We start from the raw sequence: 22,899 nt of genomic DNA, 5'->3' as shown, positions 1-22,899 counted from the left end.
ATATTGACAGATGTCGGGCGCGCGCCCGACCGACGCCGCGTACGCGCCCTCGAGTCTGCTACTCCGACAACTGGCTCTCGGACTGTTTCTGCTGACTGGCACCCATCTCTTGGTCGTAAACGTGCGGGCGTTTGCGTCGGTCGGTGCGGCGATCCCACTCGTCGCCGGGGTCGCGACCGGCCCGCTGCTGCTGGTGATCCTGCGCCGAACGGACCGCACGACCGTCGGCTTCGCAGGAATCGTCGCGTTGGCGGCGGTCGTTGCGGCCGCGAGTTGGACCCTTGCGGCTGCCGTCGCCGGCACTGAGACGGAGGCCGCACGACTCCCCGCGTTCGGCATCGGCCTTCTGGTAGGCAGTATCGCGCTTCGGCTCGCCGACGAGCGGTCTCGGTAGCAGGAGCGGTCGCTTCCCCGGCACTTCGGTAGCGTTTTCCCCGCCCTGTCCCTCCACCGACACATGACCGACTATCCGCCGATCAGCGATCAGCTGGACGACCTCGAGTCCGCACGGGAGGAGGGTCGTCGCAAGATGGACTGGGCCGCCCAGCACATGCCCATCCTCGAGCACGTCCGCGAGGAGTTCGTCGACGACCAGCCCTTCGAGGGCGAGCGCATCGCGATGGCGATGCACGTCGAGGCGAAGACGGCGATGCTCGTCGAGACCCTCGCGGAGGGCGGCGCCGACGTTGCGGTGACGGGCTGTAATCCGCTCTCGACCCACGACGACGTTTCTGCGGCGCTGGACGCCCACGAGTCGATCACCAGCTACGCGAAACGCGGCGTCGACGACGAGGAGTACTACGACGCCATCGAGGCCGTCATCGCCCACGAACCCACCGTCACCGTCGACGACGGGATGGACCTCGTCGCCGCGATCCACGAGGACTACCCCGAGCTGATCGACGGCATCGTCGGCGGTGCGGAGGAGACCACCACGGGCGTTCACCGGCTGCGCGCGATGGACGAGGACGGCGCGCTCGACTACCCCGTCTTCGCGGTCAACGACACGCCCATGAAGCGCCTGTTCGACAACGTCCACGGCACCGGCGAGTCCTCGCTGGCCTCGATCGCGATGACCACGAACCTCTCGTGGGCCGGCAAGGACGTCGTCGTCGCCGGCTTCGGCTACTGCGGGAAGGGCGTCGCCCGGAAGGCGTCGGGCCAGAACGCGAACGTCATCGTCACCGAGGTCGAACCCCGTCGGGCACTGGAGGCCCACATGGAAGGCTACGAGGTCATGCCGATGGCCGACGCGGCCGAGAAGGGCGACGTCTTCCTGACGACGACGGGCAACCGGGACGTCATCGTCGAGGAGCACTTCGAGAAGATGGACGACGGCGTCCTGCTGGCCAACGCCGGCCACTTCGACATCGAGATCGACCTCGAGGCGCTCGACGAGCTCGCGGTCGACCGCTACGAGGCTCGAGACGGCGTCGAGGCGTACGAGCTCGAGGACGGCCGCCGGCTGAACGTCGTCGCGGAGGGACGGCTCGTCAACCTCGCCGCGCCCGTCTCGCTGGGCCACCCCGTCGAGGTCATGGACCAGTCCTTCGGCGTGCAGGCGGTCTGTGTGCGCGAACTGCTCGAGAACAGCGACGCCTACGACGCGGGCGTCCACGAGGTGCCCGACGAGCTCGATCAGGAGATCGCCGAGATCAAACTCGAGGCAGAGGGCGTCGAGTTCGACGCGCTGACCGACACCCAGCGCGAGTACATGGATAGCTGGGACCACGGGACGTAGGGTTCCGCTCGTTTCCCCATCCGTACGGTTGACCGCTCGTATCACGTCCCCGCCGCGGGTCGGTCCTCGGCGCCGACTCGAGGACGTCCCGATCGTCGATCGCTACCTGAACTCCGACACCTGCACGGCTGCGTTCCCCGGATTCTGAAAGAGGAACGCCCAAGGAGCTGCTGTTCGTAGCTCGGCGTATGTCGACCGTAGACCAGGCCGACGGGTACGCACGCTCGGTGCTCGTCGCCGTCTCGCTTTCGATCGCCGGCCTCCTGGCGGCGGAGTTCGTCACGATTCCGGCGTTCCTGCTGGATCCGACGCTGCTCGAATCGCCGGGCGAGGCCTCGAACGCGTCTATCTTCCTCCTGATGACGCTGAACTTCCTTGGCTTCTTCCTCGTCGGCGGACTCTATCTGTGGTGGACCGAACGCGGCTGGGAGTGGCTCGACCTGCGGATGCCGTCCCGACGGGGCTGGAAGTACGTCCTGGCGGGGGTCGTCGGGAGCATCGCGTTCGTGATGGCCGTCAACGTCGTCGCGACGCTGTTCGAACTGCCGTCCTCGGAGAACCAGGTCATGCAGCTGATCGGAGACGACCCGAACATGGTGTTGCTCATGATCGTTATCGTCTTCCTGTTTAACGCGCCGGCCGAGGAGTTCCTCTTCCGGAACGTGATCCAGAAGCGGCTGTACGCCGCCTTCTCCCGGATGGGTGCGGTCATCGTCACCAGCGTTATCTTCGCGCTGGTTCACATCCCCGCCTACGCGCTGGCGACTGACGGGTCGCTCGCCCCGCTCGGTGCGATCGGCGTCTCGCTGGCGGTCGTCTTCGGTGGCTCGGTGATCTTCGGCTACCTCTATGCGAGAACGGACAACCTCATCGTGCCGACGGCGGCCCACGCCGCGTTCAACGCCTTCCAGTTCGCCATCCTCTATCTCGTGCTCCAGTTTGCACCCGAGGAGCTCGAGAACATGATGGCCGTCAGCGTCGAGTTCCTGACGACGCTCGCCTGAGGTGATCGGTTCGCCTCGTTTATTATCGTTCGTCGGTGACGCATCGGTATGTCCCACGCGAAGGGCGGCCGCCGTGAACGAGAGCTCGTCAACGCGCTCGACGAGGCCGGGTTCGCGGTCATGCGCGCGCCCGCAAGCGGTGCAGCGACCGACCGCGAACTCCCCGACGTCCTCGCCGGCGACGGCGACACCTTCTACGCGATCGAGGCCAAATCCAGCGCCGGCGACCCGATCTACCTCACCGGCGAGGAGGTCGAAGCGCTGACCTACTTCGCCCGGAACTTCGGCGCCAAACCACGGATCGGTGTCCGCTTCGACCGCGAGGACTGGTACTTCTTCCACCCCGCGGATCTCCACGTCACCGACGGTGGGAACTACCGCGTCAAGAAAGAGACCGCGCTCGCCGACGGCACCGACTTCCCCGAGTTCGTCGGCGACTCGGAAAAGGTCACCCTCGCGGAGGTCGGCGACGAGGGTCCCGACGAGGACGTCGTCCGCGTGCTGAACGCGGTCAAACAGGGTGTGATGGACGTCGAGGAGGCGGCGGAGCTGCTCGAGTAGGTCAGTCGTCGGTCTCGGTGGCCGAAAGCGTCACGGTGACCACGCTACCCCGGGGCTCGTTCGACTCGAAGGCGAGCTCGCCGCCCGACAGCGAGACCGTCCACTTCACCAGCCAGAGCCCGAACCCACTGCCGTGCTCGAGCGGGTCCTCGTCGGTAGCCGAGAGCGCGTCGAGCTCCGTGTCGGGGATCCCGGGCCCCTCGTCGGCGACCTGGATCCGAACGGCGTCCTCGTCGGCGACCACCCGGACGGTGACCGACGGCCGTTCGACCTCCGCGTGGACGATCGCGTTCTCGACGAGGTTCGCGACCGCGGCGCCAAGGACGTCCTCGGCGACGACGGTGGCCGCGGTGTCGGCGGTCGAGTCGTAGCTCCGCTCGAAAGTGATCTCTGCTCGGGGGTACTCCGCCCGGAGCTCCTCCAGAACCCGATCGACGACGGTCGCGGCGGGGACGGTCGTCAGCCCGTCCCGTGCGTCGAGCGCGCGCTCGAACCGACGGGCCTTCTCGCTCAGTTCGATCACCCGGTTCGCGCTCTCCCGGGCCCGCTCGACGTACTCCCGCTCGGCGGGATCGACCCGCTCTTCGAGGACGTCGAGGGAGCCGACAGTGACGTTCAGATCGTTGCGGATGTTGTGCCGGAGCACCCGCTGGAGGACGCTGCGGCGCTCGCGTTCGACGACGTCGGTCACGTCGTCGAGGTAGATGACGCGGCCGGTGTTTCGCCCGAGGTCGTCGGTCAGTTCGATCGACCGGGGACGAAACACCCGCCGACCCGTCTCGGTCTCGACGACGTGTTCGCCGCCGTCGACGGCGAACCCGTCCGGAAGCGCCGCGGTGACGTCGGTACCGACCGCGTCGTCCACGAACAGCCGCTGTGCGGTGGCGTTGGCGTCGAGGAGTCGATCGTCGGCGTCGACGACGATCATGCCGTCGTCGAGCGCGTCGAGCAGCCGCGAGCGAGCGACGGGGACGACGTCGATAAGCCGGGTCGTGAAGACGCCGATAACGAAGAGGACGGCCGTAACCGCGAACCCCAGCGGCGTCGGATCGATCGCCGGGTGGGGCCAGTCGCCGAAGACGTACGCGAGGCCGACGATCCAGGGGACGAGCACGCCGAGGACGATGACGACAGACTGCTTCTGGTAGAGCGCCGGTTGGCCGATCGTTGCCAGCAGGAGCAACACCGTTCCGGCGGCGAGCAGTCCCCAGCCGAACGCGGCGAACAGCCAGAACCACGCCCCTCGATCCCGCGTCAAGACCTGGTGCTCTCCGACGCTGGTGACGGCGAACTCGGCGTAAAAGAGGCCGTGGAACTCCGTCGTAAGGACGACCAGCACCGTCGCGACGGGACCGACGAGCAACGCTGCGGCGAACCGACGGCTCACGAAGCGGTCGTGTCCGGCGTATCGCAGCGCAAACAGGACGAACCAGATCGGCGCCGTCGTCACGCCGAAATACTTGACCGCGGTGAGCACGACATACGCCGTCGGATCGAGGGTAAACAGCCGAGCCAGCGAGCCGACGACCCAGACGGCGAGAGCGCCGACCATGAGGACGAACAGCTGCCCGAGTGGTTTTCCGGAATGATCGCGGGCGACGTAGCCACCGAGCCCGACCATCAGCAGGGCGGTAGCGAGGTGGCTCGCCAGAACGAGATTCCAGCTGGTGACACCGAGCATCGTTACGGACGCCTCCGTCGGAACCGAGGGCGAACGGTGTGAGCCGTCGACGACACGTCAGTCTCGTCGACCTCCGAGCGGCGGAGTTCCATCGTTTGCTATTATATACTTGCGTCCATGAATTTATTGTACGCTGTATTATTATAGCCGGAAGACATCTCGAGTGAACGATTCGAGACGGGTGAACCGATCCTCGTCCTGTTCGGCCGGGTACCGAACGGCGTTCTGAATCTCCCCGCGCTTGTCGTACGGTTCGAGCTCGGGCCGTGGTCGTTGACGTAGTCGGCGTTGTCCGCGATTTCGTGTCCGACGGTCTCGCCGAACGCGGCGAGGCGTGGCCGGGCCCACTCGTACTCGGCGTCGTCGTAGAGCGGCGTACCTCGCGCTGTAGGGCGGGATCCAGCTCCCAGTAGTGCAGTGTCGTCCCGCTTCGTAGCGCCCGTAGTCGATCCCGTCGTCCATACCCTGTCACTCGGTGGCAGGGGACAAAAACGAAAGCTATCCAACTCGTTTTCGGTTCTCGAGCGTTGTTACGCCGTCGCGGCCCATCGCTCGGAAACCCGCTTCTCGAGCCGGGTCCGCGGGAAGACGTAGACCCGAAGGGAGTCGGGAACGACGCCGTTGGGCGCGACCGTCGCGTGCGGGTAGACGGCCCCGACCACCGGGACGTCGGGTGCGTAGCGCTCGTTCGTCGCGTACTCGGCGACGGACTCGTCGGTAGCCTCGATCCGGACCGCGTCGGCCCGCAGGTCCGAGACGTCGACGACGGTGAGCCGATCGCCGGTCTCGCGGTCGACGGCGGCGTCGCCCGGGAAGAGGATGTGGCGGTCACAGTAGACCGGCCCGGTCGCGTCCTCGTCGACGAACACGCGCTCGTCGCAGTCGTGACACTCGACGGCCCGCTTTCCGGGCGGGGGCGTCTGGCCCTCGTTGATCTCGATGGCGACGCGGCGGACGTGCTTGCACCGGACCCCGCGGAAGACGTGATCGGGGCAGGTACAGCGTCCCCCCTCGAGGTCGACGAGGTAGGTGCGGTCGCTGGCGGACTCGACCTCATAGAGCCCGTTGCCAAGCGCCAGCACCGACATCGGTTCGGTGCGAGCCCGGCGCGAGCGCTCTGCCAGGGAGTCGTCGGACGGTACGGGAAGCTGTGTCTTCGGTGACGCTGTTGTTTTCATGGGTTGCGTCGAACGGTGAATTGCCGGCTGACGGCCGGCTCCGTACTTGACTGTCTGTTCGACGATTCTAGACGATCGGGCGAAATAACGAGTCTGCTTGCCTGTGCCTGCCCGTGACTTATATGAGAACGTCTGTTTCGACGGTCTCACGAGCACTGTCGACGGCTCGCGCTTGCGGCTCGAGTGGACGCTGCTCACTCGAGCGACGCTTCGAAGCGCTTTTCCCCCGGCCGCCGAAATCTCCGATATAATGCTCGAGCGCGAGCGGATCATCGAAATCGTCGTGGCCGTATCCTCCGTCTTCCTGATGCTCGGTGCCATGATGTTCATCGGCTCCGAGTACGGGGGTGCCGACAGCGCGCTTTCCCCTGAGGGCGGTGAGTTGCTCGTCGGCGTGATCGTCGGCTTCATCCTCCTGCTGACGGCAGTTGGGTTCGTTCTGGCATACCTGCTGAACGATCCGGCCGACGGCCTCGACGAGGACGCGGACGCACAGAACGCCGCGTAGGCGATGTCCGTTTCTGTCTCTCCCCACCACCCCCGTAGCCGCTGGTGAGCGGGGCCTGGCCTCGTGATTACTCGTCCTCGAGTTCGTCCACTCGCCGCTCGAGTGCGGCGATCCGCCGTTCGTAGCCGCGCTTTCTGTCGAGATACTCGTAGACGCCGATGATCAACAACAGCGGGATTCCGAGGAGAAACACCGCCAGCAACAGGAGTACGATCAGTTCCGGACCGCCGGGAACCTGGAGTATCATTTAGCAGCTAGTATCGGCTGAGTTCACATAATCCTGTGTCTGAACCGACACGCTTGATGGGGGGGTCCGCCGCCCGGTCCCGTCTCGGCGTCCTCGATCGAGGCTGGTGGTCGGTGGCCCGACCGAACGGTCCGGTTGCTCAGTCCCCGGCTGGTGATTCCTCGGCTCCCTCACGCCAGTCCTCGAGGGCGTCCTCGTCGGTCTGATCGAGTCGCTTCTCGTAGTAGGCCATCGGGTGGGGGATCCGCTCGCAGAGGTCGTCCTTGTTCACGCAGTCCCCGTAGGACTGCATCGTCGCACAGGAGGGCGGGGAGTACTCCGTCGGCGACGTCTCGCCGCCGATATGGTCGGTCTGGTAGCGGGTCATCTCCTCACCGAACGACGAGTTCACCCGGTAGAGTTCGACAATCTCGTCGGTCGACATCCCGATGCTCGTCAGGAAGGCCGTGATTGCAAAACGGGAGTGGTGGGGGAGGTGTTCGCCCTTCTGGATGTCGTCGAGCAGCGCCTTCATACACGGCGGGAACAGGTCGGGGACGACGGTGTCGATCTCGCGGGTGAGATCGAGTTCGGCCAGTACCTCGCGGATCTCGGCGGCCTCGGCCTCGAGGCTCGTCGCGATGGCGTCTGGCACCTCGAAGGGGAGCCCCTCCTCGATCCGCTCGCGGATCGCCTCCCGGAGCAACGCGTGGAGCTCGTCCTCCTCGATCGGCACCTCGCCGCCGGAGAGCGCGCGGTTGACGAGCCGCCATCGGTCGTCCCGAAGTCCAGCCGCGAGCGGGAGGTAGCTCCCAACCCCGATCCGGTAGCCGTCGGCCGTCGAGCGAACGGCGTCCTCGAGGTCGAACTCCCGGAGCAGGTCCTCGACGTCCAGCCCGGTCGAGCTGACGCTTTTGAGTTCGACGGTGTCCTCGAAGTCGGCCGTAAACCGTTCATGTGCGGCCTCGGCCTCGGCGCGGGCGTACTTGCGGATCAGGATTCCCTCGTCGACGAGCGAGACGAGGACGCGGGCGACGGGATAGGAGAGCAGTTCGGTGCGGGGATCGCGGTGGGGGTCGCCGATCTCGCCGTCCTCGAGCGCGGACCTCACGCGCTGGGTCGCGCGCTCGACGACCGCCCCGTCCTGTTCGACGATCGTCGCGAGATCGACGGCTTCGGTCGCCACGGACTCGCGGGCGGCCTCGAGAAACGGGTACCGGGCGTGCAGTCGCTCCATCGGTAACGTAGTGTTACTCGGGGTGGTTAAGCGCCCTGATTGTCGTGTCGCGCGTACCGATCGGTGCTAAAACGGTGTTACCGGCGGTAATACGATGTTACAAATTTGCGGGCCGGCTCTGCCTCGAGGATCGATTTCAAGGGCGTCGGACGCGTCGGCACGCGTATGCCACGGGTCACTCGCGACGGCGTGTCGATCTACTACGAACGCGACGACGGGGAGGGGACGCCGGTCGTCTTCCTGCAGGGACTCGGTTTCGGTCGGTGGATGTGGCGCTGGCAGCGCGAGGCCGTCGCCGGCGAGTACGGTGTAATCGCCCCCGACAACCGGGGGACGGGCCGCTCCGACGACGGGCTCCCGCCGCTGTTGGCTCGACTTCCGCGCACGCTCCGTGCGCCGCTCATTGCCAAGTTCGCGGGGTACTCGATCGGCGGACTGGCCGCGGATCTGGAGGCCGTCCTCGACGATGTCGGGATCTACGACGCACACATCGTCGGCGCGAGCATGGGCGGGATGATCGCCCAGCGCTACGCGCTGGAGTACTCTCGCGCGAAGACGCTGACGCTGTGTTGTACGACCCACGGCGGTGTCGACGCCGTCCCGATCCCCGACGAAACCCAGGAGCAGATGTTCGATACGCCGAAGGGTGCGAGCGAACGAGAGGTCATCCGCCACCGGATGCGCCCCGCCTTCAACGAGCCGTTCACCAACCGGAACCCGCATCTGATGGATCGCATCATCGAGTGGCGTCTGGAGCAAGACGCCGGCGAGGCCACCCGCGAGGCCCAGGCCGCAGCCGCTCTGGAGTTCGACGTGAGCGACCGCCTCCAGCGGATCCGGGTCCCGACGCTGATCATGCACGGAACGAACGATAGGATCCTTCCGGTCGCGAACGGGAAGCTGCTCGACGAGAAGATCCCCGACACGCGCCTCGAACTCGTCGAGGGCGGCTCCCACTGTTTCTTCATCGAGGACTCGGAGCTGGTCAACAGGACGCTGCTGTCGTTCCTGGACGACCACGAGTAGCGTCGTACGGACTCCCGGACGTCAGCTCCGGCACAGCCGGAGCTGTCCTGGGGTTGTGCCGGGAACTCGTCACGGAGGACCGTCTCAGTCGCCGGCCACCGCCCCGGAGATGGAGGGATCGGAGACGCGGATCCGGCCGTCGGTGCGAACGTCGACGTCGAAGCCGCCGTAGGAGAACCGAAGGCTGTGGGATCGGTTCCCGTCCGTGCGGCGGGCGTGGGTACACAGCGCGTCGAGCGCGTCCGGATCGATGACGGCGTACAGCGGCTCGAGCTCGATCGGATCGACGTCTGCGGCCGCGCCGACCGCCTCGAGGACGGCCTCGCTTGCGCTGTCGTCGTCGGGGTCGAACGTCGCCTCGTACCGCCTGTCGCTCGGATCGCTGGTGGAGGGCATACGAAACCGGTACATCGGGGTCACTGGTAGACCCACCGCTTCCCATATCGACGCTTTAAATCCCGGCTCGGGTGAGATACCGTCCCACGGATACGAGCGCTACGAGACCGACCGCGAAAAGACGCTGTGTTGCTCGTCAGTCGCTCTGGATCCGCGGTGCCAGCATGTAGGTGACCTGTCCCTGTCCCTCGGCGAACCCGAAGTAGATCTTGACGGGGAACTCCTCGCCCAGATCGAGGGTGACCTCGGCGTCGCCGGGGATCGCCTTGTCCATGTCCTTCAGGTAGTCCAGCGAGAACAGCGAGTGAGCGGGCCCGACCTGCAGATCGATCAGGTCCTCCTGGGTGAGCTCGAGGTGGACGTCGTCGGTGTCTCCCTCGGCGTTGACGTAGAAGAACTCCTCGCCCTCGTCGACGCCCAGGGCGATGTGGTCGGAGACCATATCCGCGGCCTTCACCGAGCGGTTGACGTCTTTCCCCTCGAGGACGACCCGCGCGGGCAGGTCCAGTTCCGGGATGTCCGGCTCCTGGCGGATCGAGTCGGGGTCGATCAGCGCCAGGGTGTACTCGAGCCCGTCGATCTGGATGTGGAGCTTGCGGGTCTCCTCGTCGAGTTCGAGCTGAATCAGCTGTCCGGAGTCGGCCATGCCGGCGATGTCCTCGAGCCGCGAGAGATCGACCCCGATCAGTCCGCCGTCGGCCTCGTAGGATTCGAACGCCGCTGCCTCGAGCGAGAGGTCGACCATCCCGACGTTCGCGGGATCGACGGCTCGAATTTCGAGCCCGTCCTCCTCGAGATGTATCTTGCACTCGTCGACCAGCACGCTTACCGAATCGAGCGCGCTGGTGAGCGTTTCCGCGCTCACGATGGCCTTGAACATATAGCTCGAGGTACGGACGGTCGCCATAAAAATGCACTCTTTACGCGCGGGCGTGGCGCGGACGCGAAGAAAAAGAACGGAATACGGGATCGACCTCGATCCACCCACGACGTCGAACGCGACGGCGCGACGCTGACCGCCGGTTCGAAGGCCGAACGGACTCGGTACACTCCCCGCAGCCGGACTCCTCGTCGGTGATCTCGTCGATCGCGTTGTTGCGAAGCGACGTCAAGCGAACTCGCACGCCGCTTCACTTCGGAAACGTCCATGACCGTGCGGCGTTCGAGTCGGCGTGACGTCGCTCGATACGGCCCGTGCTGTGCAGGCACGAACGGCTTGTTGTGGTCGGCGTTACGCTCGGCTATGAGTCCGACCTTCACCGAGGACGACATCGGCAAGCCCGTCGAGAGCGCAACGGGAGAGTCGCTCGGCGTCGTTATCGCCGTCGATCCCGGGACCGCCTACGTCGACCCGGACGCGAACGACACTGGCTCGGCGTCGACCGACGACGCCGTCCCGCTCGCGGACGATCCCGTCGACCGGGTGACCGACGAGTCGGTCCGGCTCGAGGACGGGTTCCAGACCGAGAGTCTCGCGACGGGGGTAGAGAACGCCGGCGGAGCCGGAACCCCCGGAGGAAGGCTCGTCTGCGGGGGACGAGCGCGCCGCTGCCGAGGAACTCGAGTCGCTCGAGGCGGAGGCGAGTCGTGAACTCGAGGTCGATCCCACCGAGCTGACCGACGATGATCCGGTGGCCGAGCTCGCAGACGACGAGGACGTCGGTCGGCGCGGGAGCGAGGACGACGTCGCCGGCGAGGCCGACGAGCCCGCGGGGCCGTCGGCGTCGGATCCCGACGCCGTCGAAACGGAGTACCGGGAGCGCACCTCCGAGCGCGCCGACGACGTCGACGAGGGAACGGACGTCGAGGACCGCGACCCCGAGTCGGAGCGATAAGTCCGGCCCCGAACTCGCTACCGCCCCGTATCAGCAGGTCTTTCCGCTTCAGGTCCCTATTCGGGGTACGAATACGGCCGATCCGTCCGTATCGTCGATCGGATCGGCGCGATCGAACCATGACACGGAAAGATCACTACTACAACAAGGCGAAACAGGAAGGCTACCGCAGCCGAGCGGCCTACAAGCTCAAGCAGCTCGACGACCTCGAGAACGTCATCTCCGGCGGCGACACCGTCGTCGACCTGGGGGCGGCACCCGGCGGCTGGCTCGAGGTCGCCGCCGAGCGGGTCGGGCCGCAGGGACGGGTCGTCGGCGTCGACCTCCAGCGGATCAAGGACCTCGAGCTGCCGGGCGGCACCGACCGCGTCGAGACGATCCGCGGCGACATGACCGAGGATCGGACCCGGGATCGGGTCACCGACGCCGCAGACGGCGAGGTGGACGTCGTCATCTCGGACATGGCACCGAACATGTCTGGCGAATACTCGCTCGATCAGGCCCGGTCGCTGCATCTCGCCCGGCAGGCCTTCGAGACGGCTCTCGAGCTGCTCGGCAGCGGCGGGAACCTCGTCGTGAAGGTGTTCGAGGGACCCGACGTCGACGACCTCCGGGCCGATATCGAGGACGAGTTCCAGTACGTTCGGGCGACGGCGCCCGACGCCTCACGGGAGTCGTCCTCGGAGCTGTACTTCGTCGCCAAGGGTCGGCTCACAACCACCCTCCGGCCCGGCGACGAACTCGAGGTCGAGATCGTCGACGTCGGCAGCGAGGGCGATGGTATCGCCTCGGTCGAGGGGTACCGATTGTTCGTCTCCGACGCTGCGGAAGGCGAGGTCGTCGAGGTGCGGGTCGAGGACGTCAAGCCGAACTTCGGATTCGCCGAGCGGATCGACGGGGACTGATACGGTTTGCTGTGACGATTCATCGGAGCAACCGCGACTGCCCTGCGGTTGCACCGGTGCTGACTCACAGTAGACCGTACGAAGTCACTCTCGCTCGTAGCTGATCCGAACGGTCGTCACCGAGTCCTCGGCGGTGGCGACGTACAGCTCCTCGAGGTCGTCGAACACCGCGGGCGGTAGTTCAGCCGTCTCGTCGGCGCTTGCAACGGCGAGTTCGTCGTAGAGGTGTGCCGTCGCCTCGTGGAGGGCGCGCTGGACCGTTTCCGTCGCCGGCAGCTCGACCGTTTCCGTCTCGCCCGTCGACTCGGGCTCGGTCGTCGGTGTCGTCATGGCAAAGGCTACACCGTCGAGCCCCCATAAGCAATCTGGTTCTCGTGAACGGTAATTACGACTGGCGGCCGGCACCGTCCTCAAGGCGGTCGTGGCGATCGTCGATTTCGTCGAGAATATCGAGGGTCTTGCGAACCGAGGCGCGGACGGCGTCGCTGCGGTTGACGAACTTCCCGTCGTCGCCGACGTGCTCGTCGAGGTCGTCGAGCAACTCCTGTGGGATTTCGACGCTGATCTTGGGCATAGGTAGGCGTTCGGAGGGCGTCCCCTTAAGCCGTCGGCGATCGGACCGGGTTACTCGGCCGCCGGCGTCGCTTCGGGCTCGGGGTCGGCCGTCCCGCCGCCACCGCCGCCAAAGAAGCGACCACCCCCGGTGAGGACGTACAGGACGGCGAGCCCGAGTACGTAGGTCAGTGCGATCGGGATCGCGACGAGCAACATTGTCAGGATCCCCTTCGGGCTGAAAAACGCCGCCGCGGTGAAGATTCCGACGACGACGGGCCGCCAGCGGTTGAGCATCGTCCGGTAGTTGATGATCCCGCCGACGTGGAACAGCGCCATCGTGACGATGATGTTAAACAGGAACCCGACGCCCAGCGTCGTGTAGATCACGAGCCACGAGAAGTTGTTGATCCGGTAGGAGATCTCCATCCCGTTGACGACGGCGTCGGTGATCAGATACGAGATCACCGCGGGCGCGATCCAGTAGAAGCCAAGCACGAGCCCCATCGCGAACCCGCCGATGATCGCTCCGCCCCAGACGAGGAATACGCGCGGGTCGCCCCGAACGAGCCCGCGCTCCCTGGCGGCGGGCCAGGCCCAGTACATGATCAGCGGGAGGACGGCGATGATCGCCAGGATCGTACTGACCTTCACCATGAAGATCAACACCTCGACGGGATGGAGCGCGATGACCAGCCCCGCCTCGTTGAGGATTTCCGTCATCGCCTCGGTCGAGTCGGCGGCGGCGATCTCCTCCTCGCTCATCTCCGTCACCTCGGCGAGGGCGCTCGCCGGAACGCGGTCGACGAACTGGGTCAGGACGACACCGAACCCGCCCTGGTAGAGCGCGACGAAGGTGCCGCCGAGGACGACCATGAACACGCCGACGATGTAGAACATCTTCGAGGTGAGGCTGTTGAAGATGAAGGCGAGGTCGTAGGCGTAGCCGCCGATGTCGTCCTCGGTCGTCTCCTCTTCGGTGAAGGCGTCGAGCATTCCGGCGGCGGTGCTCGAGAACAGTCCCTCTTCTTCCTCGCCCTCGGCGGCCCCGCTCCCGGCGCCGGCGCCTGCCGCCCCGCCGCCGGACGCGCCGACGTTCGAGTCCGCGCCGGGACCGTCCTCGGACCGCTGTTGTTGTTTCTGGAGTCCGTCGTACCGGTCGAGGATCGCCTGTGCCTTCTCCCGGTTGTCGTCGTACATCGCCTTCCGGGAGCGTTCGAGGGCCTCCTCCTCTTCCATGTTCAGGAAGACCGGCGCCGGGACGTCCTCGATGTCGTCGGCGGTCAGCGTCTCGAAGTCGACGTCGTCGGCGGTCTGGGCGGCCCGGATGTCGTCCTCGCGCGGGTAGACGGGCTCCTGGAGGACTTTTATCGTGTACCCGAGCAGAACGAGCCCGCCGACGATGCCGGCAGCGATGGCCCCGATGGCGACGATACCCAGCGCGCCGTACTCGGCGTACAGCTCCCAGAAGCCGAGCGTCCCGCCCTCTGGCTGGAGCCATCCGGGGAGGTTCGGATACACCTCCTGGTTGACGAACGCGAACCCGCCCTGGCTGACGAAAACGACTGCGGCGATCCCGCTGAGGACGATGAGGCCGAGGAACTGGGCGAGCCGCCGTTTCATCAGTCCGGTTCCGGTGTCGAGCTCGGCCGCGCCCCGGCGGCGAACGTTAGCGACGACCTTCGCGAGGCCGAGGCTGAAGACGTACAGCGCGAACAGCGGCATTGCCCACATGATCAGCGTGAACGGGTCCGGCGGGGAGAACATCGCGCCGAAGACCGTGATCGCGACCGCCGCGTGGCGCCACTTGTCCCGGAACGTCTCGTAAGGGACGATCTCCGTGTACGAGAGCACGCCCATGAACAGCGGCATCTGCGCCGCGAGGCCAAAGGAAAGCGTCAGGAGGGCGATGAACTCGGTGAACTCGGTGATCCCCCAACTGGGGTTGACGCCGGCGTCGAACGCGACGGCCCCGAGGAAGTCGAACGCGAACGGGAAGAAGATCGCGTAGGCGTAGAAGATCCCGACCCAGAACAGGACGAACGAGGTGATCGCGAACCCGGCCATGTGGAGCCGCGAGATCGGCACCTTCGACTTAAATCCGCGCTCGCGAAGCTTCTGACGGGAGAAATACAGCAGGGCCGGGATCGCGACGATGATTCCGACCAGCATTCCGATCTTCGCCTGTAGCAGAATCACCTCGAAGGGGGTGCGGGTAATGATCTCGGTCGCGTCGGCGACGACCTGGTTCATCTCCGAGGTCGCGGTCGCCTCGAGGAAGTCCCAGATCCAGACCCGCAGCGCGTAGAAGGAACCCAGGAAGCCGAGGACGAAGACGATAAACACCTTCTGGAGGTGCGTCTGGAGGCTCGAGAGCATCGCGCCGATCGTTTCCCGGCCGGTGTTGATGGCGCGGGCCGTGTCCTCGTCGACGGCAGAACTCATTTACTGGTGGATTGTAGCTGACATCCGGTTATCAACCTTTCGTGTACGAAACGGCCGTCTCGGGAACCGACGGCGGCTCGGCCGCGGATTCCGGTGTCCGTAAGAAAAGGCCTATAACTGGCGGGCTATCTATATCTCGGTAGATGTCGGACGAGTCGGCGACCGATGGGGACGTCGAACCCCCCGAGGAGCCGCGGGACGAGCCCGCGGCTGAGGGCTCGAGCGACGCCGATTCCGAACCTGCAGACGACGGGACGGCGGGCGACGACGGCGCGCTCGAGAGTGCCGACGACGAGGAACCCGAACTCGAGACCGACGGCGAGGGGATCGTCGGCGACCGCCAGGAGGAGTCGGAACCGGCCTACCCCGATCCGGACGACGACGTCGGCGGGATCTCGACCCCGCCGGACGACGAGGAGATGCCCCTGGCCGACCACATCGAGGAGATGGTGCTCCGGCTGGCGGTCGTCTTTCTCGTCGGTGCGGCCGGGACCGCGATCGGGCTGCTGTGGGCCTCCCAGGCGATCGATCACGTCTGGCACAACGTCTTCCCCTCCCAGTTCGAACAGGTGCCGCCGCCACACATCTACCACCCGCTGGAGCTGTGGCTGACCCGGATCAAGCTCTCGGCGCTGCTTGGCATCATGGTCGCGCTGCCGATGTTCGTCTACCAGTGTTACCTGTTCATGAAGCCGGGGCTGTACCCCAACGAACGCAAGTACTACCTCGCGGCGGTTCCGACCAGCGTCGTTCTGGGAGCGCTGGGGATGATCTTTTCGTACCTGCTCGTGTTGCCGATCCTCTTCCAGTACTTCACGTTCTACGCCGAGGGGAGCGCGGGGATCGCCTACGCGCTTGGAGATACGTTCGATCTGATCATCACCCTGACCGGCTTCCTCGCGATCGTCTTCCAGATTCCGCTGTTCATGATGCTGGCGATCATGATGGGCGTAACGACCCGGAAGTGGCTCGAGAGCAAGCGGCTCTACTTCTGGGCCGGCTTCGCGGGGCTGTCCTTCATGTTCACCGTCGACCCGACGATGATGGCGCCGATCCTCGTCGCGGTCACGATGATCCTGCTGTTCGAGGGGACGCTGCTGTTGTTGCGCTGGACCGGCAGGTAGCGGTCGCCGGGTCACGATCTCCGGTCCTCGCGGACGCGCTTCGTCTTCTCAGTCGCGACTCGTCCCGACGATACCACAACCGTTCGGATCCGTTTTCGACGCCCACCGTTGGGAACCGTCGTCGACGACCCCGTTTCGTTCACGCATATCTCCTTATACAGATTGTACTCGATTAGAGATCCAAGAGCTGACGTACGATAACTGGAAGAATGGGACATCTGTAAACGATTACAGTTATATTGGTTAGGAACATGTGTAGGAAACGTGATTTCGCCCATGTTTGGAGATAAAATCTGTGGATCCGGGTCCGATCGTCAGATCAGGGTGGTCGACAATGGCGCATAAGAAGGAAGCACAAAAGGAAGGTTGCTACGGCGACGAGGTTCGCGAACACATCCTCGAGTTCGCCGAGGACGGCGGGTACGAGGCGATCCCGGAGGACGAGCGCGAGGAGTGGTTTACCCGGTTCAAGTTCTGGGGGCTCTTTCACCAGCGGGACGGCCAGGAGTCGTACTTCATGATGCGGCTGACGAACGCCAGCGGCGTCCTCGAACCAGGACAGCTGCAAGCGATCGCCGAGGTCGCCCGCGACTACGCGACGGGACCCGTCGAGAACCCCGAGTTCGGCGACGGCTGGATCGATCTGACGACCCGACAGTCGATCCAGCTCCACTGGCTGAAACTCGAGGACGTCCCCGAGATCTGGGAGAAACTGGAGTCGGTCGGGGTCTCCTCTCGCTCGTCGGGTGGTGATACGATGCGGAACATCTCCGGCAGCGCCCTCCACGGCAAGGTCGAGGAGTACGTCGACTCGGGGCCGCTGCTCGAACGGTTCCAGGAGGAGCTCCGGGGCGACGACGCCCTGGCGAACATGCCCCGGAAGTTCAACATCAGCGTGACGGGCTCGAAATCGGGCTGTGCGCAGGACACGCTCAACGACATCGGCTTCGAGCCGGCGCGCAAGGAGATCGATGGTGAGGCGGTCCGCGGGTTCAACGTCCGGATCGGCGGCGGCCTCGGCGGTCGCCAGCCCCGCGCTGCGAGCCCGCTCGACGTCTTCGTCCGGCCCGAGAACGCCTACGAGGTCGGCCGTGGGTTCGTCGAGCTCTACCACGAGTACGGCGACCGTCAGAACCGCTCCAAGAACCGCTCGCGCTTTTTCGTCGAGGACTGGGGCGAGGAGGAGATCCGCGAGACGCTTCAGGAGGAGTACGTCGACTTCGAACTCGAAACCGCGGGCGAGAGCTTCCGCGAGGAGTACACCTACAACGCCGGCAAACCCGCCGACGCGGGGAAGCGAGACCACGTCGGGGTCCACGACCAGACCGGCGAGGGGATGCACTACGTCGGGCTAACGGTCCCGGTCGGGCGCATGCCCGCCGAGGACGCCCTCGAACTCGCTGCCCTCGCCGACGAGTACGGCTCCGGCGAACTGCGGCTCACGCGCCGGCAGAACCCCGTGATCGTCGACGTTCACGAGGACGTCCTCGAGGAGCTGCTCGCCGAACCGCTGCTCTCCGAGTACCGACCCGAGCCGAGCCCGTTCGAGCGCGGCGCGATGGCCTGTACCGGGACGGAGTTTTGCTCGATCGCGCTGACCGAGACGAAAGCCCGGATGGCCCGTACGCTGCGCTGGCTCAACAAGAACGTCGACCTACCCGATGACGTCGAGAGCATCAAGATGCACTACTCGGGCTGTACGGCCGACTGCGGCCAGGCGATGACCGCCGACATCGGCCTCCAGGGGATGCGCGCCCGCAAGGACGGCGAGATGGTCGAGGCGTTCGACATCGGCGTCGGCGGCGGGGTCGGCGAGGAGCCGTCGTTCGTCGAGTGGGTCCAACAGCGGGTCCCCGCCGACGAGGCACCGGGTGCGATCAAGAACCTGCTCGAGGCGTTCGCGGCTCACCGCCGAGAGGGACAGACGTTCCGCCAGTGGGTCGAGGCGACCGGGACCGAGTCGTTGATCGAGTTCTGCGAACCCGAGGAGACGGAGTTCGAGGCGCCGTACATGACCGACGCCAAGCAGTCCTGGTACCCGTTCGCGGAGTCGGAGTCGCTGGCGGAGGCGACCGCCAAGAGCTCGCTGGTTCCCTCCGACGACTGAACGGGAGCCGGCGGCTCGTTTCTTCGTTCGTCTTTCGCCGTTCGCCTCGGTCGCGGCGAACCGGCTACCGGTGGTCCGCCGTCCGCCGGTGTGCGTACTCGAGGGCGTCCTCGAGGCTTCCCGGGCCGTCGTAACGCGCCGAAAACAGCTCCATGAACTCGCGTGCGATCCGATCGCACCGTTCGAACGTCAACACCGTTCTGACCGATTTCGTCTCCGAGAGCTCCAGTCCCGGGTAGCTCGTGACCGTGAGCGCGTAGCCGGGGTGGGAGTCGCCCTCGAGGGCCGCGGGAGCGACCTTCACGCGCAGGTCGTCTGACTCGTGGCGGTACGCGAGGTAGCGCAACTCCCGGTCGCTGTCGGCCGCGCTGTAGGTTCGGTCGGTTTCGATCCTCCACGGGGACGGGGCGTCCTCGTCGTCCATCGGTCATCGATACCCGCCGGACGGCTACGTTCGTATCGACTTGCGCAATATTTCCGAAAGAAAATCAGAAATCCTTCTGTCGGCAGGTTCTTCGCCCCGAATCCGGTTATACACTGAACGAACGACTATCAGGAACCGGTACTACTGGACGATCAGCGACTGATCCCCTCTTCGAGGAGGGTAAGGTACTCCTCGAGCAGCCGCGGGAGGAGAAATCGATCGCGAACGGTTTCCCGACCCCGTTTCCCGAGTCGGGCTCGCAGCCCATCGTCGGCGAGCAGCCGGGCGAGCCGATCCGCAGTCGCACCGATGTCGTCGGGATCGACGAGGTAGCCGTTCTCGCCGTCCTCGATCTGGAGCGGGATACCGCCGACGTTTGTGCCGACGACCGGCGTTTCCTTCCACAGCGTCTCGGAAACGGTCAGCGCGAACCCTTCCCGAAGGGACTTCTGGACGGCGACGTCGGCGCATCGCTGGAGCACGTTGATTCCGACGTCCGGAAGATCCGTCAGCAGGTACACGTCATCGTCGTCCGCGGTCTCAGCCGCGACCTCGCGGTGGATCTCGATCCCTTCGGGGTCGTCGTCGGGCATCCCGCCGGCGAGCACCAGCTGGACGTCGGATCCCGCCTCGCGGACGCGCCGGTAGGCTTCGACCACGCCCAGCGGATCCTTCCAGGGGTCGAACCGCGAGACCTGAACCACCAGCGGACGGTCGTCGTCGAACGGGTACTCGTCCGGACTTCCTCCCTCCAGATCTGCCGGGACCTCCTCGAGCGGTCGGTTCTTCTCGGTCAGCGGATCGATCGCGGGGTGGACGATCGCCGCGTCCGCGTCGTCGAGCGCCTCGGCGTAGGCCGGGTGGCTGACGATCGTCCGATCGATCGGATCGAGAAATGACTCGACGAACTCGAGGTAGGGTTGGGCCGCGTTCGTCGGGTCGATGTGACAGCGCCAGAGCAGGGTCGCGTCGGGAAACCGGTCGGCGAGGACGGGCGCCATCCCCAGCGACTGGGGATCGTGGAGGACGATCGCGTCGTATCGTTCCTCAAGTGCGGTCGCGTTCTCGCGGGTGACGCGCCGGTACGTCTCGCGCATCTCGCCGGTGATCGGAGTGTGATCCCCCTGTAGCCCGTTGTGGATCGTCTTGGTGACCTCGTAGAACCCGTCGGGCGCGTCCATGACGTACCAGTCGACGTCGACGCCGACGTCGGCCGAGAGCGGAACCAGTGCGTGCAGGATCTCCGCGACTCCGCCGCCGTCGGCGGTCGTGTTGACGTGGGCGATCCGTTCGCCCGCGAGCGCGTCGGCCCGCTCGCGGATTTCGCTCCGTCGCTGCGGGTCGAGATACTGGTCGTAGGCCGAGAGCCGCCGAGCCGCGGTCTCTACGGGGTGCATCGTATCACAACTTCCACGCCCTCCCGAATCACTGTTTGCACGCCTCGCAGCCAACGATTCGCAGTCGCCGGCTCCGAACCGTCAGCTCGACTCCGTCGCGAAGACGTCCTCGACGACCGTGTCGTCGCCGGCATCGCTCTCGTCGTGCGTGCTCTCCCCGCCGGGACTGACGCTCCCGGTCCGGTAGCCGTGCAGATCGAGCGTGACGTGGTCGAACCCGATCTCCGAGAGCTCCTCGCGAACGGTCTCGACGAACTCGAGTTCGAGCGCCCGTTCGAGCTCGTCGGGCGAGACCTCGATACGAGCTAGCCCATCGTGGTCGCGGACGCGGAACTGGTCGAACCCCCACTGTCGGAGCAGCGCCTCCGCCCGTTCGACTCTCGTCAGGCGATCCTCGGTGACCTCGAGCCCGGTCGGGATGCGCGAGGACAGACACGCCATCGACGGCTTGTCGGCCACCGAGAGGCCGTACCGGTCGGCGATCTCGCGAACCTCCGCTTTGGTGATGTCGTGGGCCAGCAGCGGGGAGTGGACCTCGAGCTCCTCGACGGCCTGCAGCCCCGGACGGTGGCCCGCACCCGGGTCGTCGGCGTTGGTCCCGTCACAGACCGTTTCGATCCCGAGCTCGCGGGCGGCTTCGAGCATCTCGCCCAGTCGCATCGTCCGACAGTGGTAGCACCGGTCGTCGTCGTTCTCGACGAAGGCGTCGCTGTCGAGCTCGGAGAACTCGACGATCTCGTGGCGGATACCGATCTCGTCGGCGACCCGCCGCGCGTCCTCGAGTTCGGCCTCCGGCAGCGTCTCGCTTTTGGCGGTGCAGGCGACCGCGTCCTCGCCCAGCGCGTCCTCCGCGAGGGCGGCCACCACGCTCGAATCGACCCCGCCGGAGAAGGCGACCAACACGCCGTCGCGGCTCTCGAGGTCCGCGCGTGCGTCCTCGAGTTTCGCCTCGATCATGGCCCTCGTTCGAACCGAACGGGCAAAAGTACGTTGTCGTTCGGCGGCCACCGATCGCGTTAGCTCGGTCAGTCCCCGCCTGCGTCTCCGACCGCAGTCGCAAGCGCCGCGCGGGCGTCCGCGGGGACCTCGTCGCCGGCCATCCGTTCGTCGAGCCACCGACGGCGCTCGAGGACGACCGCGTCCTCGGTCTCGCGGACCCCATCGAAGCGGTCCCAGGGGAGAAACCGGGTGGTGACGGCTCCCGACTCCTGGTACCGAAGTCCATGCTCGCAGGCCTCGTACACCCGGTCCCGCCGCACGCTGATCTGCAGAACAACGATCGCTACGACCCCAGCCGTCAGGAAACTCGAGGGGAGCCCGTACAGCGTCCCAGCGAACGCGCCGACTGATCCGACGCCGAACAACAGCGTGGCGGCGTGCAGTCGTCGCCGTCTCCGCCGGTCGGGGGTTGCGACCCAGCGGACTCTCAGTTCTCCCGCGGCGTGTGCGGCGTAGACTCGGGTACCGAGGACCCAGACGACGAGTCCGAGCGCCACCAGCCCGAGCAGGGAGAACCGCGTCGCTAACGAGATGTCGGCGACCCCGACGTCATCGAGGGCGACGACCGACACCAGCGGACCGACCATCGGCACCGCGAGCAGCCGTCGACGGCCCGCTGTGACCCATGCCTCGGGGCGACCGCCGAGCGCGACGGCGATCCCGATACAGACGAGTCCGCAGGCGACGATCAGTCCCGCTCCCTCGACCCCGACCGCGACGCCGCCGAGGACGCCGAGAAGACCAGCGTAGGCGCCGATCGCAACTGAGGGCCAGTCGACCGAACTCACGCCCCGAACGTGACACTGGTCTGTAATAAGCGTTTTCGGATCCCCGCCGTCCCCTCGTTCTCGTCGAGTGTTCGTCCCGCTGTGGCGTACTGGCCGTCCACTGCACGCCGGAGCGTTAAGTTCCTGTTCGCGGTAGATGCTACGAGAGCACCATGACCGTCTCCGAACGTATCCGACGACTGCGGTCGAAAAAGGGAGCCTCCGACACTACCGGGGCAACGGCCCGGGAATCCCGCGCCGAGCACGCCGCGCGTGCGGCGGTCCGGGGGATCCAGGCAGGGTTCGTCGCGACACTGATTATGACGGCGTTCCGGCTGCCGATCCTGCGCTCCCTGCCGCCGTCGGCGAACTTCTGGTCGACGTACGTCAGCGGGAACGATCCGGAGGAGCATCCCGTCATCGGGTTGATTCTCCACCTCGTCTACGGTATCCAGGGCGGGGTGATCTTCGGCGCGCTGTTCGCGCTGTTCGACGCCGACCGCTCGATCGAACCCGAGCAGCGAGGCCTCGTCTGGGGATCGGTGTTCGGGATGGGGCTGTCGGCCTTCGGCTCGCAGATCATGCTCAAAGAACTGCTCGACATTCGACTCGATTCCGACGAGCTCGCGCTGTTCCACGCGGCCCACCTCGTCTACGGACTCTCGCTCGGCGCCTGGGTCGGCTCGCGAACCGAGGGCGTCGAGGATCCCGAAGACGAGTACGAGTACGACGACGGCAACTGATCGGCCGAAATTATCATTCTCGGATATCCGATTAACAACTCTT

At 66.0% G+C, this 22,899-nt stretch carries 25 protein-coding genes and 1 pseudogene; 12 read left to right on the top strand and 14 right to left on the bottom strand.

Features of this window, described 5'->3' with window-relative positions; all coding sequences use genetic code 11:
• Window positions 1-10 precede the first annotated feature (10 nt).
• From NATOC_RS18745 to hjc, 4 genes are all read left to right on the top strand, one after another.
• A complete protein-coding gene (locus NATOC_RS18745; RefSeq protein WP_015323056.1) occupies window positions 11-394 on the top strand; it encodes a hypothetical protein in 384 nt (127 codons plus the stop codon).
• A gap of 63 nt (window positions 395-457) precedes the next feature.
• A complete protein-coding gene (locus NATOC_RS18740; protein ID WP_015323055.1) occupies window positions 458-1,741 on the top strand; it encodes an adenosylhomocysteinase in 1,284 nt (427 codons plus the stop codon).
• A 188-nt stretch (window positions 1,742-1,929) separates the two neighbouring features.
• The gene (locus tag NATOC_RS18735) at window positions 1,930-2,745 is read left to right on the top strand and encodes a CPBP family intramembrane glutamic endopeptidase (protein ID WP_015323054.1); all 816 of its coding nucleotides are present in this window, start codon (window positions 1,930-1,932) and stop codon (window positions 2,743-2,745) included.
• 48 nt (window positions 2,746-2,793) lie between these two features.
• On the top strand, window positions 2,794-3,306 hold the full coding sequence (gene hjc / locus NATOC_RS18730) for a Holliday junction resolvase Hjc (RefSeq protein ID WP_015323053.1): 513 nt from the start codon (window positions 2,794-2,796) through the stop codon (window positions 3,304-3,306).
• A 1-nt stretch (window position 3,307) separates the two neighbouring features.
• Here hjc and NATOC_RS18725 read toward each other — a convergent pair whose 3' ends face one another.
• The 3 genes and pseudogenes from NATOC_RS18725 to NATOC_RS18720 form a co-directional block, all read right to left on the bottom strand.
• Window positions 3,308-4,987, bottom strand: coding sequence for a histidine kinase N-terminal 7TM domain-containing protein (locus tag NATOC_RS18725; RefSeq protein WP_015323052.1), 1,680 nt, complete (start codon window positions 4,985-4,987; stop codon window positions 3,308-3,310).
• Between the two features lie 189 nt (window positions 4,988-5,176).
• A pseudogene (locus NATOC_RS22945) lies at window positions 5,177-5,449 on the bottom strand (acyl-CoA dehydrogenase family protein); the annotation flags it as partial.
• Window positions 5,450-5,517: 68 nt separating this feature from the next.
• Window positions 5,518-6,165 carry an SWIM zinc finger family protein gene (locus NATOC_RS18720; protein WP_015323051.1) on the bottom strand — a complete coding sequence of 216 codons (648 nt, stop codon included), beginning with the start codon at window positions 6,163-6,165 and terminating at the stop codon, window positions 5,518-5,520.
• 250 nt (window positions 6,166-6,415) lie between these two features.
• On the opposite strand from NATOC_RS18720, the gene NATOC_RS18715 reads away from it, so the two are divergent.
• On the top strand, window positions 6,416-6,673 hold the full coding sequence (locus NATOC_RS18715) for a DUF7472 family protein (protein WP_015323050.1): 258 nt from the start codon (window positions 6,416-6,418) through the stop codon (window positions 6,671-6,673).
• A gap of 67 nt (window positions 6,674-6,740) precedes the next feature.
• On the opposite strand, the gene NATOC_RS18710 is transcribed toward NATOC_RS18715, so the two are convergent.
• Both NATOC_RS18710 and priL read right to left on the bottom strand, forming a co-directional pair.
• On the bottom strand, window positions 6,741-6,920 hold the full coding sequence (locus NATOC_RS18710; protein WP_015323049.1) for a hypothetical protein: 180 nt from the start codon (window positions 6,918-6,920) through the stop codon (window positions 6,741-6,743).
• 139 nt (window positions 6,921-7,059) lie between these two features.
• Window positions 7,060-8,136: a DNA primase regulatory subunit PriL gene (gene priL / locus NATOC_RS18705; RefSeq protein WP_015323048.1), complete on the bottom strand. Its 1,077-nt coding sequence runs from the start codon at window positions 8,134-8,136 to the stop codon at window positions 7,060-7,062.
• A gap of 165 nt (window positions 8,137-8,301) precedes the next feature.
• On the opposite strand from priL, the gene NATOC_RS18700 reads away from it, so the two are divergent.
• Window positions 8,302-9,162: an alpha/beta fold hydrolase gene (locus tag NATOC_RS18700; protein ID WP_015323047.1), complete on the top strand. Its 861-nt coding sequence runs from the start codon at window positions 8,302-8,304 to the stop codon at window positions 9,160-9,162.
• Between the two features lie 84 nt (window positions 9,163-9,246).
• On the opposite strand, the gene NATOC_RS18695 is transcribed toward NATOC_RS18700, so the two are convergent.
• Together NATOC_RS18695 and NATOC_RS18690 are read right to left on the bottom strand one after the other, a co-directional pair.
• Window positions 9,247-9,558 (bottom strand): HalOD1 output domain-containing protein, encoded by a 312-nt coding sequence (locus NATOC_RS18695; RefSeq protein ID WP_015323046.1) that lies wholly within the window; start codon window positions 9,556-9,558, stop codon window positions 9,247-9,249.
• A gap of 136 nt (window positions 9,559-9,694) precedes the next feature.
• Window positions 9,695-10,438 (bottom strand): DNA polymerase sliding clamp, encoded by a 744-nt coding sequence (locus NATOC_RS18690; protein WP_015323045.1) that lies wholly within the window; start codon window positions 10,436-10,438, stop codon window positions 9,695-9,697.
• Window positions 10,439-10,801: 363 nt separating this feature from the next.
• Here NATOC_RS18690 and NATOC_RS22940 point away from each other — a divergent pair, with 363 nt between their 5' ends.
• The 3 genes from NATOC_RS22940 (at window position 10,802) to NATOC_RS18675 (ending at window position 12,298) form a co-directional block, all read left to right on the top strand.
• Window positions 10,802-11,149, top strand: a complete 348-nt coding sequence (locus tag NATOC_RS22940; protein WP_049888856.1) for a hypothetical protein — start codon at window positions 10,802-10,804, stop codon at window positions 11,147-11,149.
• A gap of 40 nt (window positions 11,150-11,189) precedes the next feature.
• The gene (locus tag NATOC_RS22935) at window positions 11,190-11,393 is read left to right on the top strand and encodes a hypothetical protein (RefSeq protein ID WP_049888855.1); all 204 of its coding nucleotides are present in this window, start codon (window positions 11,190-11,192) and stop codon (window positions 11,391-11,393) included.
• A gap of 119 nt (window positions 11,394-11,512) precedes the next feature.
• Window positions 11,513-12,298 carry an SAM-dependent methyltransferase gene (locus NATOC_RS18675; protein ID WP_015323044.1) on the top strand — a complete coding sequence of 262 codons (786 nt, stop codon included), beginning with the start codon at window positions 11,513-11,515 and terminating at the stop codon, window positions 12,296-12,298.
• Window positions 12,299-12,382: 84 nt separating this feature from the next.
• On the opposite strand, the gene NATOC_RS18670 is transcribed toward NATOC_RS18675, so the two are convergent.
• The 3 genes from NATOC_RS18670 to NATOC_RS18660 are packed head-to-tail and all read right to left on the bottom strand — an operon-like array spanning window position 12,383 to window position 15,295.
• Window positions 12,383-12,628: a hypothetical protein gene (locus NATOC_RS18670; RefSeq protein WP_015323043.1), complete on the bottom strand. Its 246-nt coding sequence runs from the start codon at window positions 12,626-12,628 to the stop codon at window positions 12,383-12,385.
• Between the two features lie 55 nt (window positions 12,629-12,683).
• A complete protein-coding gene (locus NATOC_RS18665; protein ID WP_015323042.1) occupies window positions 12,684-12,872 on the bottom strand; it encodes a ribbon-helix-helix domain-containing protein in 189 nt (62 codons plus the stop codon).
• Window positions 12,873-12,922: 50 nt separating this feature from the next.
• On the bottom strand, window positions 12,923-15,295 hold the full coding sequence (locus NATOC_RS18660; RefSeq protein WP_015323041.1) for a twin-arginine translocase subunit TatC: 2,373 nt from the start codon (window positions 15,293-15,295) through the stop codon (window positions 12,923-12,925).
• A gap of 143 nt (window positions 15,296-15,438) precedes the next feature.
• Between NATOC_RS18660 and NATOC_RS18655 the strand changes: the two genes are divergently transcribed.
• Together NATOC_RS18655 and NATOC_RS18650 are read left to right on the top strand one after the other, a co-directional pair.
• Window positions 15,439-16,419 (top strand): twin-arginine translocase subunit TatC, encoded by a 981-nt coding sequence (locus tag NATOC_RS18655; RefSeq protein ID WP_015323040.1) that lies wholly within the window; start codon window positions 15,439-15,441, stop codon window positions 16,417-16,419.
• A 334-nt stretch (window positions 16,420-16,753) separates the two neighbouring features.
• Window positions 16,754-18,526 carry a nitrite/sulfite reductase gene (locus NATOC_RS18650; protein ID WP_015323039.1) on the top strand — a complete coding sequence of 591 codons (1,773 nt, stop codon included), beginning with the start codon at window positions 16,754-16,756 and terminating at the stop codon, window positions 18,524-18,526.
• 64 nt (window positions 18,527-18,590) lie between these two features.
• On the opposite strand, the gene NATOC_RS18645 is transcribed toward NATOC_RS18650, so the two are convergent.
• The 4 genes from NATOC_RS18645 to NATOC_RS18630 all read right to left on the bottom strand — a co-directional run bounded on the left by NATOC_RS18645 (window position 18,591) and on the right by NATOC_RS18630 (window position 22,134).
• Window positions 18,591-18,950, bottom strand: coding sequence for a hypothetical protein (locus NATOC_RS18645; RefSeq protein WP_015323038.1), 360 nt, complete (start codon window positions 18,948-18,950; stop codon window positions 18,591-18,593).
• A gap of 152 nt (window positions 18,951-19,102) precedes the next feature.
• Window positions 19,103-20,347 (bottom strand): glycosyltransferase, encoded by a 1,245-nt coding sequence (locus NATOC_RS18640; protein WP_015323037.1) that lies wholly within the window; start codon window positions 20,345-20,347, stop codon window positions 19,103-19,105.
• A gap of 81 nt (window positions 20,348-20,428) precedes the next feature.
• The gene (gene larE / locus NATOC_RS18635; RefSeq protein WP_015323036.1) at window positions 20,429-21,304 is read right to left on the bottom strand and encodes an ATP-dependent sacrificial sulfur transferase LarE; all 876 of its coding nucleotides are present in this window, start codon (window positions 21,302-21,304) and stop codon (window positions 20,429-20,431) included.
• Between the two features lie 68 nt (window positions 21,305-21,372).
• Entirely contained in the window at window positions 21,373-22,134 is a 762-nt protein-coding gene (locus tag NATOC_RS18630) for a hypothetical protein (protein WP_015323035.1), read from the bottom strand.
• Window positions 22,135-22,286: 152 nt separating this feature from the next.
• Here NATOC_RS18630 and NATOC_RS18625 point away from each other — a divergent pair, with 152 nt between their 5' ends.
• Window positions 22,287-22,856, top strand: a complete 570-nt coding sequence (locus NATOC_RS18625) for a DUF6789 family protein (protein WP_015323034.1) — start codon at window positions 22,287-22,289, stop codon at window positions 22,854-22,856.
• The last annotated feature ends 43 nt before the right edge of the window (window positions 22,857-22,899 follow it).

It is taken from the genome of Natronococcus occultus SP4, assembly GCF_000328685.1.
Lineage (GTDB): Archaea > Halobacteriota > Halobacteria > Halobacteriales > Natrialbaceae > Natronococcus > Natronococcus occultus.
The sequence above is the reverse complement of the archived record's forward strand: the minus strand, read 5'-3'. Positions and strand labels throughout refer to the sequence as shown.

Coding starts and splice junctions, on each gene's coding strand:
- NATOC_RS18745 (WP_015323056.1), top strand. CDS start 11: ATGTCGGGCGCGCGCCCGACCGACGCCGCGTACGCGCCCTCGAGTCTG.
- NATOC_RS18740 (WP_015323055.1), top strand. CDS start 458: ATGACCGACTATCCGCCGATCAGCGATCAGCTGGACGACCTCGAGTCC.
- NATOC_RS18735 (WP_015323054.1), top strand. CDS start 1,930: ATGTCGACCGTAGACCAGGCCGACGGGTACGCACGCTCGGTGCTCGTC.
- hjc (WP_015323053.1), top strand. CDS start 2,794: ATGTCCCACGCGAAGGGCGGCCGCCGTGAACGAGAGCTCGTCAACGCG.
- NATOC_RS18725 (WP_015323052.1), bottom strand. CDS start 4,987: ATGCTCGGTGTCACCAGCTGGAATCTCGTTCTGGCGAGCCACCTCGCT.
- NATOC_RS18720 (WP_015323051.1), bottom strand. CDS start 6,165: ATGAAAACAACAGCGTCACCGAAGACACAGCTTCCCGTACCGTCCGAC.
- NATOC_RS18715 (WP_015323050.1), top strand. CDS start 6,416: ATGCTCGAGCGCGAGCGGATCATCGAAATCGTCGTGGCCGTATCCTCC.
- NATOC_RS18710 (WP_015323049.1), bottom strand. CDS start 6,920: ATGATACTCCAGGTTCCCGGCGGTCCGGAACTGATCGTACTCCTGTTG.
- priL (WP_015323048.1), bottom strand. CDS start 8,136: ATGGAGCGACTGCACGCCCGGTACCCGTTTCTCGAGGCCGCCCGCGAG.
- NATOC_RS18700 (WP_015323047.1), top strand. CDS start 8,302: ATGCCACGGGTCACTCGCGACGGCGTGTCGATCTACTACGAACGCGAC.
- NATOC_RS18695 (WP_015323046.1), bottom strand. CDS start 9,558: ATGCCCTCCACCAGCGATCCGAGCGACAGGCGGTACGAGGCGACGTTC.
- NATOC_RS18690 (WP_015323045.1), bottom strand. CDS start 10,438: ATGTTCAAGGCCATCGTGAGCGCGGAAACGCTCACCAGCGCGCTCGAT.
- NATOC_RS22940 (WP_049888856.1), top strand. CDS start 10,802: ATGAGTCCGACCTTCACCGAGGACGACATCGGCAAGCCCGTCGAGAGC.
- NATOC_RS18675 (WP_015323044.1), top strand. CDS start 11,513: ATGACACGGAAAGATCACTACTACAACAAGGCGAAACAGGAAGGCTAC.
- NATOC_RS18670 (WP_015323043.1), bottom strand. CDS start 12,628: ATGACGACACCGACGACCGAGCCCGAGTCGACGGGCGAGACGGAAACG.
- NATOC_RS18665 (WP_015323042.1), bottom strand. CDS start 12,872: ATGCCCAAGATCAGCGTCGAAATCCCACAGGAGTTGCTCGACGACCTC.
- NATOC_RS18660 (WP_015323041.1), bottom strand. CDS start 15,295: ATGAGTTCTGCCGTCGACGAGGACACGGCCCGCGCCATCAACACCGGC.
- NATOC_RS18655 (WP_015323040.1), top strand. CDS start 15,439: ATGTCGGACGAGTCGGCGACCGATGGGGACGTCGAACCCCCCGAGGAG.
- NATOC_RS18650 (WP_015323039.1), top strand. CDS start 16,754: ATGGCGCATAAGAAGGAAGCACAAAAGGAAGGTTGCTACGGCGACGAG.
- NATOC_RS18645 (WP_015323038.1), bottom strand. CDS start 18,950: ATGGACGACGAGGACGCCCCGTCCCCGTGGAGGATCGAAACCGACCGA.
- NATOC_RS18640 (WP_015323037.1), bottom strand. CDS start 20,347: ATGCACCCCGTAGAGACCGCGGCTCGGCGGCTCTCGGCCTACGACCAG.
- larE (WP_015323036.1), bottom strand. CDS start 21,304: ATGATCGAGGCGAAACTCGAGGACGCACGCGCGGACCTCGAGAGCCGC.
- NATOC_RS18625 (WP_015323034.1), top strand. CDS start 22,287: ATGACCGTCTCCGAACGTATCCGACGACTGCGGTCGAAAAAGGGAGCC.